Source organism: Pseudomonas sp. GV105 (assembly GCF_003058185.1).
In the GTDB taxonomy this organism is placed as follows: domain Bacteria; phylum Pseudomonadota; class Gammaproteobacteria; order Pseudomonadales; family Pseudomonadaceae; genus Aquipseudomonas; species Aquipseudomonas veronii.
Genome location: NZ_QBUF01000015.1, coordinates 70,414 through 83,364, shown reverse-complemented (window position 1 = coordinate 83,364; position 12,951 = coordinate 70,414). Strand labels below are relative to the sequence as shown.

General features: G+C 56.4%; 9 protein-coding genes. 8 read left to right on the top strand and 1 reads right to left on the bottom strand.

The genetic code is table 11. The features are described from left to right. Positions 1–135: 135 nt before the first annotated feature. The 8 genes from C8K66_RS25410 (at position 136) to C8K66_RS25380 (ending at position 12,564) form a co-directional block, all read left to right on the top strand. Complete coding sequence (locus tag C8K66_RS25410) at positions 136–1,347, top strand: hypothetical protein (protein WP_108526297.1); 1,212 nt, start codon at positions 136–138, stop codon at positions 1,345–1,347. Beyond that, positions 1,347–3,341: a hypothetical protein gene (locus C8K66_RS25405; protein WP_108526295.1), complete on the top strand. Its 1,995-nt coding sequence runs from the start codon at positions 1,347–1,349 to the stop codon at positions 3,339–3,341. The genes C8K66_RS25410 and C8K66_RS25405 overlap by 1 nt, the downstream gene beginning before the upstream one ends. Further along, positions 3,325–7,077 (top strand): DEAD/DEAH box helicase family protein, encoded by a 3,753-nt coding sequence (locus tag C8K66_RS25400; RefSeq protein ID WP_108526293.1) that lies wholly within the window; start codon positions 3,325–3,327, stop codon positions 7,075–7,077. The genes C8K66_RS25405 and C8K66_RS25400 overlap by 17 nt, the downstream gene beginning before the upstream one ends. A 115-nt stretch (positions 7,078–7,192) precedes the next feature. Continuing rightward, a complete protein-coding gene (locus C8K66_RS31400; RefSeq protein WP_256591062.1) occupies positions 7,193–7,324 on the top strand; it encodes a hypothetical protein in 132 nt (43 codons plus the stop codon). A 187-nt stretch (positions 7,325–7,511) separates the two neighbouring features. Next, positions 7,512–8,474 carry an ATP-binding protein gene (locus C8K66_RS25395; RefSeq protein WP_256591061.1) on the top strand — a complete coding sequence of 321 codons (963 nt, stop codon included), beginning with the start codon at positions 7,512–7,514 and terminating at the stop codon, positions 8,472–8,474. Then, a complete protein-coding gene (locus C8K66_RS25390; RefSeq protein WP_108526289.1) occupies positions 8,474–9,718 on the top strand; it encodes a hypothetical protein in 1,245 nt (414 codons plus the stop codon). The genes C8K66_RS25395 and C8K66_RS25390 overlap by 1 nt, the downstream gene beginning before the upstream one ends. Further along, positions 9,715–11,862 carry a hypothetical protein gene (locus C8K66_RS25385; protein WP_108526287.1) on the top strand — a complete coding sequence of 716 codons (2,148 nt, stop codon included), beginning with the start codon at positions 9,715–9,717 and terminating at the stop codon, positions 11,860–11,862. Before C8K66_RS25390 ends, C8K66_RS25385 begins: the two co-directional genes overlap by 4 nt. A gap of 6 nt (positions 11,863–11,868) precedes the next feature. Further along, entirely contained in the window at positions 11,869–12,564 is a 696-nt protein-coding gene (locus C8K66_RS25380) for an OmpA family protein (RefSeq protein ID WP_108526285.1), read from the top strand. Between the two features lie 100 nt (positions 12,565–12,664). Here the strand turns inward: C8K66_RS25380 and C8K66_RS25375 are convergent, their stop codons facing one another. Then, positions 12,665–12,874: a hypothetical protein gene (locus C8K66_RS25375; protein WP_132849956.1), complete on the bottom strand. Its 210-nt coding sequence runs from the start codon at positions 12,872–12,874 to the stop codon at positions 12,665–12,667. Between the last annotated feature and the right edge of the window lie 77 nt (positions 12,875–12,951).

Below are 12,951 nucleotides of genomic sequence, written 5' to 3'. Positions count from 1 at the left end.
ATATTGCCTGCCGCTCTCGGCGACCCACTGGATGCCAGATCACTGCAGACGACACATCTTGTCGGTGCCTGGTGATATTGCTGGTTTGAACACCTTGTTCAGTCCGGCGTCAGCCTTCTCAAGGATCGAGTTTTCATGCTTACCGTTCTATCTCTGCTGGATAACAGGCTACGTCCTAAAGGATCACGAGATCCCTTGGCCATCGAATCCATCTGGAGCTCGGTGGGGCGAAAGGCGGTGGGTAACCTGACAACGGTCACCAGCCGCATGAGCCATTTCATGGTCGCGTTGCTGGCCTGCCGATATGCCCATACAGGCACGAAATCTCGTCCCCTTGAAGATGTCCAGCAGCGATACGCACGCGCCGAGCAACTGTCGGCTTACCTGCGACTTCATGACTCTGTTAAAGCAGGGCCACTGGGAAGCCAGCTTGCTATCGCCAATCTCAAGCGCGACTCGATGGAATTGGGCATACACAAGAAGGCGCAAATCCTCAGCAATCAACTCAGCTATGGGCTGTGGGGGCTGTATTCCTCCGCACTACAGGCAGCGGGCCTCATCAAAGGAAGTGAAAGACGACTGACTGACCGAGGTGTGGCGCTCACGGACCTTATATTGCAGGTGTTTGGTGAGTCTCGGTGGCAACGCTTCGTGGATTTTGCCGGCCGGAACAATGTGACCCGGGCGCAACTGTCCCTGTTGGCGCCCGACTTTTCCGCGCTGCTCAATGACAAAAGCGTACGCAAGCACATCGTCCTGGCGCTGCTGAATTACCAAGGGGCTGGCCCCCTGCAAGTCGCGTTGTTCGAGGCGGTTAACGTGTGGCTCCTGTTGCCTGGCGATAAATCTTCAGTGCGCGATTTCATTCAGTGGGCGCTGACCGAGCAGAGTGTCGACCCCCAATTGCAGGATGTTCTAAAGCAAATTTTGCTGCTGCAACCAGTGCTGGTGTTTGCCAATACGCTTGTTGCCTGGTTGCAAAGCCAGAAAGGCCGCAGCCGCAGCGATTTGATCGACGACTTGAGTCCACGGCTCACGGCGCCATTTCTACCGTTGGGCTGGAGCAGGCCGGGGTTGCCGCATTTATCGTTCCTGCAGAGCCTCGTGGAGGCTGCCAACGGCGGCGATGCCGCTTCGGTAATCGAGCAGATCGTCATCCAGAACAGCGTAGTAATGGGCCAGAGAGGTGGAGCCGCGTGGCTTCACTGGGAGGCAGACAAACTCAGGGTTCGGGTTCCCGTGGATCGTGCCTGGTTGCCTGAGGATCTTTGCGGTCATTGTGGAAAAACCTGGGATTACAGCTTTTTTCTTCATTCCTTCCTGACCATTGCCAAGGCTGGCCAATAATGAAAGCACACACCATCAGTGATGCGTTCCGGGCCTGTATTGGTGAGCGCGAAGTGACCTCGGCTTTTTTCACAACCTACAGCTTCGAGCCAGACTTCTTCGAGCTTGAGGTCATCCCGCTGCTACTGGGCGATCAGGCACTTTCAAGCCAGAGCGATATTCGCTCGGTCCAGCTGCAGGCATTGATGCAGGACAAGGGCAGGCGCTTTGCCGTGGTGCATGACGTGGATGTATTCAACCCCACGGCAGGCAGTCGCCTCGAAGTCGATTATTTGCCCGTGCGGATCGGCGGGGGGTGTCAACACGCCAAGATGGCAATGTTGGTTTTGCAGGAAAAGGGCGATCAGATACCGACGATTCTGTTGGTGGCAGGGTCATTCAACCTGACCAAGGCGGGGTGGTGGGACAACATCGAGGTTGGACATTTTGTCGAGCTGCAAGCGACTCGTGCGCCTGCCAATATTCTTGAACCCATGCGCCGTGCACTGCGATTTTTTCAGGCAGCCGCGCCCACCCCTGTCCTGGATGAAATAGTGAATGTGCAGGCCGGCTGGTTGGCGAGCGCCGATGATCCCGATTGCAGCTTCTATTTCTCCGGGGCTGCTTCTAACCGTTTGGCTTTCCTCGACTTCATTGGCCAGCGCCCACATACGTTGCCCGCTGCCAAGGATGCAGCCACGTTGGAAATCGTCAGTCCTTTCTTCGGCGAGAAACCGGACAGTGGCGATACTCAGAAACTGATGAGTCTGTTCCCGACAGTCCGTTTGCTGCTGCCTCGGGATGAGGAGAAGCGGGCACTTGTCGATCCTGGGGTATTTGACGCGTTTAATACCGATCAATGGTGCGGCTGGGCCGCTGCCTGGAACGATAGCCACCAGGTCATCGGAGCCCCCTTTCGCCGGGTACATGCAAAGATATTCCAGGGGCGCGGCAAGCGGTCGTGGCAGTTTGTGGGGTCAGTGAATTTCAGCCACAAGGCATTCCGGGAAAATGTCGAGGCTGGTTTTCTTCTGCAAGGAGGCGATTTCCCGCCATTGCTGGAGCCTTTGACGGCCCTGCCTTCGGGGTTTGCCCCAGACTCGGATTTGCATAGCGCTGAAGCTTCGGAAGGACTGGCAATGCCGGTCTTGCGCCTGGCATACGACTGGAACAGTCAATGGCTGGAATTGATAGCACAGGATTCGATCAGCGGTGAGCTGACATTGCTGGACAACCCAACGCCAAGCCTTGGCTCAATTGTTTTCGCACAGACAACTTCGGGCAATGCGTTTCTGCCTGCATTGCGTGACCATCTGGAACGCTCTTCTCTGGTCAGGGTGCGCTGGCAGTCAGGTGCCGAGTGCGTGGAGCGTTACCTGATGGTGACGCAGCGCAACATTTACTGTCGTCCCAGCCAGTTGCCGGCGATGGACCTGCAAAGTCTATTGCGTTTGTTCATCGAGATGCGCCTTACCAAAAAAATCAGCCAGTTCGGTGAGCTGGCTCAACAGATGCTTAACCTCCGTGCCGCACTGGGTGCGACGGATGAACAACTGCCGGAAATGATGGACGCGAGTGAAGCCAAAAGCTTCTTCGCGGAGTTCTCGCAGGTCAATGGCGCGTTCTGGCAATTGGAACGCACCCTTGCACTGGCGGCAGACGAGAACAGCGCAAAAAAACTCGCGTACTACCTCGCTGGCTGTCAGCCCGACTCTTTGACGGCCATGCTGGAAAGCGTGGAAGCGGGGGGCGGTGATGAGGAAACGGTGGTTGTGCGCTATTTGACGCTGGTCAGCATGCAAGGCTTGTTGGCCCGATATCCGCAGCACAGCTGCGCAACCCTGACCAGGCGCGTACAGGCACTCATCGCTGAACTGGAAAATGACGAGCTGTTGTGTCATTTCGACGAGGCCGAAGGTGCGCGTTTCCTCGACTGGTTCAGGACTCAATTTCAGCGTCCCTTGACCCCTGCAAATTCACGGAAGAAGGATGTCTCTCATGCAGCGGATCAATAAGGCCACGGCCGAGGCCGTTATCGATTTTTCAGGTGGCAATCCTGAACTCAAGGGGTTGGCTGAGCAGCAACTGTTGGGCGCGGTCGCCCTGTACAACAAGCTCGCGGACCATCAGGTGGCGTACCTCGCCGATGAAGTGGGGATGGGCAAGACTTACATCGGCCTCGGTGTCGTTGCATTGATGCGGCATTTCTACCCCGGTTTGCGTGTCCTGTATCTGTTGCCAAAAAACAACGTCCGCGACAAATGGATCAAGGACTATCGGGCGTTTGTCCATAGCAACTATCGGCTTGAGGACATGGCGGTCAAAGGCCTGGGTGGCGAGCCGGTCACTCCGTTCAGAGCCTGCCACAATTTGTCTGAGGTGGTTCAGACAGTGGCCAGCGGCAACGAGCGCGATCTCTTTATCTGCACATCAGCCTTCAGCTTTGCCATGGGAAACACCGTAGCCGACATGCTGCGTTGGACCCAGCGCTTTGAGGAGTTGATGCCGCAACATAGTAAGTTTCTGGTGAAGATCGTCAGGCAGTTGAACACCATGGACGGCAGAAGCAATCCAGGGGGACTCAAGCGGCAGGTCAAGGATGTCTGGGTGAAGGCGTTGGGGGAGATGTTACCCCGCTTCGACCTGGTAATAGTGGACGAAGCGCACAACCTGCGTGCTGGCCGTGAAAGCAGTGACCGCAACCGCTTGTTGGCAACCTTGCTGGGCGACAACAAGCGTATCAAGCGCCTGTTGCTGCTGTCGGCAACACCCTACGACCGCCATCTCGGACAGTTGGGCAACCAACTCGCGTTGTTCGGCTTCCAGGGGCATGCGGCACTGCCGGAGGGCGGCGATCCGGCCGCCCCCGACATGCACGCGGCGCTCAGTCGGTTGTTCGTACGTCGCCTGAATACGCTCACGCTTGATCAGGTGGCTCACACCCGCAACATGTATCGTCGTGAGCATCGCAGCGGCAAGGCTGCTGAAGTGGAGATGACCGTAGCGCAAAAATTGTTCGCCGCTCTGCTGCAGAAGAAGGTGAGCGAACACTTGCAGGAGAACTGCTCCAATCGTTTTGAGCTGGGTATGCTGGCGTCGTTCGAGAGTTACCTGCCAGGCGAAAAAAACCGGCCTGTAGAGTTCGATGGTCAGGAGGCCGCGGACGAAGGCGACTCTTTGCGGGATGCGGCAGACCGCAGTGTCGTTGAATATCTGGTGGAAGATTACGAGAGCACCTTCCAACGCAGACCACCGCATCCAAAAATGGACAGCGTGAGTCAGCAGACGCATCACCTGGCGTTTGTCGATGGCAAGAAACAGTTGGTTTTCGTCCGCCGTGTGCGCAGCGTTTCCGAGCTGAAGTTCAAGCTGGAAGAAGCCTACGACGACTGGATTGGTGACTATATCGACGGCGACGATGCCGTAGTCAAAAGTTACCAGCTATACCGAACGCGCACGGTCGAACGTAGTCACTCCCTGATCGAAAGCGATGTCGCTGACGTGTTCGAGGCATCGGCAAGCAGCGACAATTTCTTCACCTGGTTCTATCGCGGTCAGAACCCGGAGCTGTCCAGCATCAAGGGCCTGGGGCAGTTGCCCCACAACTTCCGTAGCACGCTGTTGCAGAGCCGAGTGTTCGAGGCTAACTGGTTATCTTTGCCGGGCATGCCCGCCGTGACGTCTTTAAAAATCGATTGGAGCGTGATCGGCAAGAGCGAGTCTGTCGCCAGTCCCGGCCAACGTTATCGATTGGCTCAATATGCGTATCTGCGGGCCGTCGCAACGCGTGACGATGCCGCCGCGACAGTCGCCAAACGCGTGTTGAATGTGTTGTTCGAAGGGGTCCAGGCCACGTGTGACTTGGCTGACCCTTCAGCTCTTGCCCGTGAACTGGAGCGTTCAACGCTCTGGGATAGCTTGCGGCGCCATGGCGAGCTTGCTGTGCTGGCACCCAATTGGAACTCAGAGGTATTCCCCCAACTTGCCACTTTAAACAATGGTGCGGTTGATCGGCTGTTGCGCAGACTGAGTACTCATCAGGAATTGCTCGGCGCGCTGTGTCGTGTAGATCATCCTTTCATTGATCTGTATTCGCTTAGGAGCGCTCGCAGGGAAAAGGACGGCGACGCCGACGGCCTGTTCATAGAGGCACTCGTCGAACTGTTGGATGTTCAGCGAGCAAAGCACAGCCCGTTCAGCAGTTATCAGATATTGCGCGATACCGTCGAGAACCTGGATTTGTTGATCAAACTCAACTTTCCGGAGATCTACTCAAGGCCAGTCAGTGGCCTGACCAAGTACCTGGCCACCCAAGTTCGTTCCACTTCACCCATTCGCGGAGCTACCGGCGAGAACAGCGCCAGCCGTACAGCAATTGCCACGCTCTTCCGCATGCCTGGCTATCCACGTGTGCTGATATCCACCGATGTCTTTCAAGAAGGGGAAGACCTGCATACCTTCTGCGACAGTGTCGTGCATTACGGTATTTCCTCCAGCCCCATCGCTCTGGAGCAAAAAGTCGGCCGTGTTGATCGGGTCGGGTCACTGGCACATCGGCGCATGCTCACGGCCGGCACCGGTTATGCCGAGCATTTCATTCAGGTGGGCTTTCCGCACATCCGTCAAAGCATGGAGTTTTATCAGGTACGCCAGGCTGCGGCCAACATGAACGCATTCATTCAAACGCTGCATGCCGTGGGCCACCTGGGACCCCGGTTCAAGCGCGAAGTGGAGCTGCATGAGGAGTTGGTGGACCAAGCGCCCGTGAAGCCGCAGATTCTCGACTTTCTCACCAGCCATTATGAAATCACTGACGAAGACCTAAAGGGCGATGATCGCAGTGAGGCGATAAGCAATCAGGCCATTGTCATGACGCAGCGTCTGGCTCATGTCAAAACCCAATTGGGGACCACGCTTAGAGATCTGACTGGCGATCCGCAGGCTTTCGTGAGGGAGGCTGGTGACGGCTGGCATCTGTCGAAAGCGGATTTCGATATGCCGAGCGTTACGGTGCGCAGCGCTGTTGGCATGGCCGAGTTGCTGGTAGCAGCGACGATACCTTGCGATATCGACGAGTCAGGCGACATCCACAGCCCCATCGGCCGCGTCCGCTTCCTCAAGACCTTGCAAGCCGATTCGTTCAGGCGGGTGTTGCTGGCGCCGACAGCGGAAAAAACCAAACGATTCGCTTTGCTGTACAACGCCGAAAATTACGCGGGCAGCGATGGTGTTCTAGTTGGTGACGAAGTTCTCGATGTCTATCGGCGTGTCTCAGGCTCGCTTTCTACATCCAGCAAACGCACCGAGGAAACGGTCGCGCGCATCCACGGGATGGTAGACAGACTCGTACACGACACTGAGCGCATGAGCGTCAGGCGTCTATCGACGTGGAGGCTTGAGTTCCATTTTAAACTGGAGGGGCGCTACCAATTGGTCCGGTGGGGGTTCAAGGGCCAGTACGTGGTGTTCACCTCCAAGGTTGTCGATCACAAATGGACCAGAAAATTGGCGATGTTCAAACAGTTCAGCCAGTCACCGCTGGTGGAGCACACGCTTGGACGCAATTGCCGATTCGATCTGGTGGACTTCCATGTCGACCAGGACGAGGAGCTGAGCGTGCGGGCGTGTCATCCAGTGCAACATCTGAATGCTGAAGAGTTGATGCACATTGCTCATCAGGTCGCATCTCAGGCAGACAGGCTGGAGCACGTATTGATGGGGCGGGAAGGGGAAGTCGGGGACGACGACTGACTATCACCGCCAGGGTGAGTATTTTTCGTGCCTTTGGAATCGGCTGTTCGGCTCCGACACAATCTGTCGCGACCGGCTCGTAGTCTCAGTACAGACCACAAGAGAGGGATGCGAAATGCTGAAAAACGTGATGGCTACCATCGGTTTAGCCGTGGTGCTCAAAGCGAGCTTTGATCTGTATCTGAAGTACAAACAGATGGAGCGAGAGAATGATACCTGGCGCAAGTCGGCCTCCGGCGGGGAGTGATGTGCTAATCGCCTGGGTTCTTAATTGATCCAAAAAATCTTCAAGTTCGACGTCTGCTGTCCGATAGCTTTCTGATGCGCCGTTGGATTTCCAACGGCTCAATCAAGACACTGCCTGCGGACTTGCGCAAGCTTCTCTTGCAAGGCTGCAAAGCCCAAGAGCTCAAATCAATGGACTGGTGATTACAGTGTCCTCCAGAGACTATCTCTATCAGAAGTTACGGCCTGAGCTGTTGGCCGCCGCCGAAGAACCTCCCGCCAAGACTGCACCCGCATCGCGAAGCACATTGCCTCGCTTCACACTTGAGCGGGATGTAGTGCTTTCGCCGCAGATCAAGCAACAGCTCGATGAAGCCTTGGTGAAAATTCACCACCATCACACCATCTACGTCACCTGGGGCTTCGCTGAGGTCGACCCTTGTGGCAGCGGCACGATCCTGAACTTTCACGGCGCGCCGGGTACGGGGAAGACGCTGACGGCCGAGGCATTTTCCGGAAGTATCGGCAAACGGCTTATCAGCGCCAGCATTGCCGACCTTGAAAGCAAGTTCATGGGCGATACGTCAAAGAATATTGCGCAGTTGTTCGAGTTGGCGCGTGCCGAAGACGCAGTATTGTTCCTGGACGAAGCCGACACGTTGCTGGGTAAACGTTTGTCTTCCGTCACCCAAGGCATTGATAACGAGGTCAATGCCATGCGCTCCACGCTGCTTATCGAGTTGGAGAAGCACACTGGCATCGTGATTTTTGCGACCAACTTTGCGCGCAACTATGACAGCGCCTTTGTCAGCCGCATTTCTCAACACATCCGTTTCGAGCTGCCTGGCGAAGGTGAGCGTCGAGCGCTATGGGCACGCATGCTGGTACCGGGTATTCCCCTGGCAGAGGAGCGGGAAGGGGTGCTTGACGTCCTCGCCGCCGCGTCCGAGGGACTATCGGGTCGTGAAATACGCACGTGTTTGAGACTGGCTTTGCCCAAGCCCCTGCTGCCCCAAGGCGCCGGTGTGCTGCAGCAGGCTCATCTTCAGGAAGCACTCGCTCAGCTGCTGGCTGCGCGTCAAGACATTCACGCTTCGCGGCCCGAGGTTGATCTCGGCACCGTCGCGGCGAACCGTAAAGCATTGGGCATTCATCAAAGGAGCGATAGTTAATGGGCTGGTTTGATTCTCTAGTAAGTACGGTGAAAAACGTTGCTTCGTCTGCGTTCCGTGCCGTCAAGCAAACCGTTAGCAAAGCCGTCAAATGGCTCGCCGACGAAGCAGAAATTTTTGTAGGAGAGGTCAAGCGACTTTACCAGGCAGCCAAGCCTTACATTTCCAGTATGCGCGTGGGACTTCGAACGCTCGCAACCCATGTGCCGTGGCCATGGGTTAAGGCCTTGAGTCTTGGCCTGGAGCGTGCCTTGGCCGCGCTGGAGCACCTGGATACCCACCCGTTGGCAGCCAAGGTGCAGCAGGCCATCGACTGGGTGATTGAGCGTGCCCGTGAATGGCAGAAAAAATTGCTGGATGAGCAGGAGATCGCCGAAGCGCAGGCGCGGGAGCGAGATCTGAACGCTGCCATGGCCAAAACCCAGGGTGCAGACCGCGAAGCACTCCAGGCGATTGCGTTGACCAACCGCTATCACTTGGTCAAGGCATTGACTAATCGCCTCGTCGAAAAAGAAGCGTTCGTAGATTTCGACCATTACCTGCGGGTTCGCGCCGTGCAGAAGCTGCTGCAAGTTTACGAAGAGCAAATGACCCAGCTGGAAGACGTCGTGTCCCTGAGCCAGGAGCCACTGTTCATTATCGACGTCGCTGCCCAACTGATCGAAGCACGGGCGGAATTGAGCGATGCTGACGTACAGCGCCTGGACGATATGACCGTCAAGCACTTCGGCAAGGCCGTGATTCCGTTTGTATTCGAGGAAATGATTCTAGTGTGGGGCCTGAGTTTGCAAAATGCTCAAGCAGCCTGGGAAGAGCTCAATAAACGCGTGGTCAAGGACCGAGTGCTTAAGCGACGCCTGGAGCTGGAGGCAGAGCTGGAACCACTGGAGTCGGAAGAGGCGCTGGTGCTGGACGACCTACGCAAGCTGTTACCACGTGACGAAGCCAAACTTGAAGTGCTGGGCAATGAGACACGTGCCAAGCGCAACTATGTGTTCGCTGCGGAAGGTTTTCTGCAACTGCTTGAGAAGAGCGAAGAGCAAATTGTGGCCGACGATCAGGAGTATCTGATCGATCACGGCGGCAAGGTTGGCGAGATTCTCGTTCGCTGCGCACAGAACGGCGAAAAATGGGAAAGCCTGGAGCCGGAAGAGAAATCGCTGATTGTCAGCTTCGCCAATATTTTCGAGGCCGACTGCAAGAAACGGACGGATGCGTTCAAAGTGATTGAGGTTGCGGCATGATTGGCGAAATCCTGCAGTTCTTGACCCCTTCGCTGAGCAACCCGCTGGAAGTGTTTTTTTTCAGCATCATCGTGTTGGGTCTACTGCTGTCGCTGATTACCTCTCAGGTTTTCGGCCAACCGGCGAACTGGGAAAAAAACTGGCGCGGCGGGGCTCGCATCAATGCGCTGGACATTGAGCACGGTTCAATCGGTGAATTGAGCCACGTTGTCGCCTCAGGTTGGGAGCGCTTCGCTTCCAACATGCCGGGATTGCTGCTGATCATCGGGCTTTTAGGCACGTTTCTGGGGCTGGGCCTGGCGTTGGACAAGGCCTCGACCATCCTTCAGGGGCATGACGACTCGATCAACGCCATGAGCGGTTCCCTGACTCAGCTCACTGGCATGATGAAAGATTTGGGCACCAAGTTCAAAACCTCCACGTGGGGCATCGTTGCCTTCATTGTGATCAAGCTGTGGGAAGCCGCGCCGTGGTCAGCGGAAAGCAAGCGCACGGACTGGTGCCTTGGGCACATGAAGGCAGAGATTGATCTGAGCCGAAAAGCCGCGCTTGCATTGCATGCCGAACGCGGCCAAGTGCACTTGGCTGCCCTGGAGAGTGTCGGTAGCCGGCTGATCGAGGCGTTCAATGCCCAAGGTCTGCTGGTGGCCACCGAGCTCAAGCAGATCAAGGCAGTCGAGTTCCAGAACGGTAAACAATCCGAAAGCCAGCTCACTGCGCTGGATGAAAGACTTGCCAGTCTGGCAGCCGACATTGATCTCGGTCGCAAAGCCACGTTGGCGCTGCATACCGAAAGTGAGCAGGCGAACCGGGCTGCGCTGGAAAATGTCGGCGCTCGGGCAATTGAGGCCTTCAACGCCCAGGGTCTGCAGCTGTCGACCGAGCTCAAGCAGCTCAAGGCGGTTGAGTTCCAGAATGGTAAACAGGCCGAGAGCCATTTCAATGCGCTGGATACCCGGCTTGCCGACCATTATCAACAGCTCGGCGAGATCGCCAGACTCAGTGAAAACCTTCCACAAATCGCCGAGATGAGTACGCAACTCAGCCGCTTGGTTAATGTCGAAGAGAGCCTCAAAGGCCTGCAGGCGGTCGAGACTCGACTGGGCGAAGTGGCAGACAGCACCAGGATGTCGAGTGAGTGCCTGCAAGGGTATGTAGAGGCCAAGACCGATAACCTGCAACGCCAGGAGGCGGCGGTACAGTTGATGGGCGAATCTGCCACGCTACTGGCAGACTCGGCAGGGCTGCTAAAAGGCAGCGTGCAGGTCATGCAGGAAAAACTCAGCGGTGCGATCGAGTCGCTCAATGAGGACTTCGCCGGACACCTGGGAGAAATGAAGGCGAGTATGGATGGCAACATCACCCGGCTGGGCACTGTTATGGAGACCATCGAGGGGAGTTTGACCGGCACCATTACCACGATGAGCCGGGACTTTACCCAGAACACCCAGGACATGGCGGCCAACCTCAAAGGTGCGACCGACAACATTTCCACTGCGGTTGATAAGTTGTCAGAGCATGTCGGCACAGTGGTCAAGGAAGTTCAGGTGACGACAGAAAGCGCCAAGGATATGCAGAAGAAAACCAGCTCTCAGTTCTCGCAGACAAGTACCACGCTTAACGAAGCGATCGCAACGATGAGCTCCAACATGGATGAGCTCGGCAAGAGTATTTCGGAAGGCCTGAAGGAGGCTTCCAAGGCAGGACACAAGATGGATGCGGTGGCGAGCAAACTGGTGACCTTCCCGCAACTCGCCGAACAGTTCACTGCGCTCAATGTGCAGTTCAAAACCATGACCGACCAGGGTGCTAAAACCCAGGAGGCGCTGGAAGCTTTGCCGGCTAGGCTGACCCCTCTGAGTGCAAGCGTCAAACTGCTTGAGCAATTGTGTGAATCAGCACGACAGTTGCCTCCAGTCGTCCAGGACGTGAAGGCGCTTGCGGACTCGCATCGCCAAGGCCAACAAGCCATTAGTGCTCTGCCTGAACAGATGGCGGCCAATATCGACAAGCAGTTTGCCAATCGACTCCAGGTGCTCAGCGACGCGGCACAGTCGACCGTGGCATTGCTTGGTCGACTCACGACGGACTATGACCCTGTGCCTGCGAGCGGTTTGCAGACCGATAAAGTTCAGCCGGCGTAACCGACCATGAAAGAAAAACCCAGCGAATGGATTTCCATCTCGGACCTCATGGCAGGTGTCATGGCGGTCGTGATGCTCATGCTTGTCGTTTCGGTGCTGCAGAACAAAGCGGCCGAAGCGGCAATGCGAGTCGAAAAGCAACAGATGGAAGCAGCGCGTCAGGCTGAAAAAAACCAAGGCGCGACAACTCAACAAAAACGCCTGAGTGTCTTGCTTGAAGCGATGCAGGCGGATCTGGAACGCGGCGGTGAAGGGGGGCTGATCGATGTCGATATCAAGAACCGGCGCCTGACGTTGCCTGATAATGCCTTCGGCCGCGGTAGCGCCTGTATTACCGATGAGGCCAAGCGGGCGCTGACTCAGTTGAGCGTTCGCGTCGCTACTTTCATCCACGATTACGGCCAGGGCCAGGTATTGGTCGAGGGGCATACCGACAACGTTCCGGTAAGTCGACCGGTCACCGATTATGCGCGGTATTGCACGGTCTATGACGATAACTACACGCTCTCTGCTGCTCGGGCACGTGAGGCGCGCAAGTTGTTGGTGTTGGCGTTGGACGGGCAGCAATCACTGCGAGTGATTGTGGCGGGTTACGGTGATTCCAGACCCAAGCCCGGTCTGAACCCGGCAAGCGCAGAAAATCGGCGGGTGGAAGTTCAGTTGGTGGTGTCTCAGGAGGATCGCACGCTCGAAGGACGCTAATCATTTGCTTGCAGGGCACGTCACGCCTGTAACGTGCCCGTGAACAGAATAGTTGCCGACGGCCTGCTGCTTGGGGAGTCGGCAATCAAGATTCGAACGCTCAATTCGCCAACCTGGCAACCCCCACGCATTCATTACCCTGCATTTTCAGTTCAAGGATGACCTTGCGCGTATCCAGCACGGCTTGGCTGATTTCACGCAAGCGTCCAGTACTGTCTGTCGTGAGTTTCAGCAGGCGTTTGTCTTGGGCCTTCAACAAGGACTGCCGTCGCGCATTGAGCTCCGCGCTGGACTCGGTAAGGGCGGACAACTTGTTGGCTCTTTCCTTGTAAGCATCGCGGAATTTTTCGACGGCGCCGTGAATCGCCCTGGGTTTCGTAGACACCT

What these genes read in the sequence shown, in the direction of transcription:
- C8K66_RS25380 (WP_108526285.1), top strand. Translation starts at nt 11,869, where the DNA reads ATGAAAGAAAAACCCAGCGAATGGATTTCCATCTCGGACCTCATGGCA.
- C8K66_RS25410 (WP_108526297.1), top strand. Translation starts at nt 136, where the DNA reads ATGCTTACCGTTCTATCTCTGCTGGATAACAGGCTACGTCCTAAAGGA.
- C8K66_RS25390 (WP_108526289.1), top strand. Translation starts at nt 8,474, where the DNA reads ATGGGCTGGTTTGATTCTCTAGTAAGTACGGTGAAAAACGTTGCTTCG.
- C8K66_RS25405 (WP_108526295.1), top strand. Translation starts at nt 1,347, where the DNA reads ATGAAAGCACACACCATCAGTGATGCGTTCCGGGCCTGTATTGGTGAG.
- C8K66_RS25400 (WP_108526293.1), top strand. Translation starts at nt 3,325, where the DNA reads ATGCAGCGGATCAATAAGGCCACGGCCGAGGCCGTTATCGATTTTTCA.
- C8K66_RS25385 (WP_108526287.1), top strand. Translation starts at nt 9,715, where the DNA reads ATGATTGGCGAAATCCTGCAGTTCTTGACCCCTTCGCTGAGCAACCCG.
- C8K66_RS31400 (WP_256591062.1), top strand. Translation starts at nt 7,193, where the DNA reads ATGCTGAAAAACGTGATGGCTACCATCGGTTTAGCCGTGGTGCTCAAA.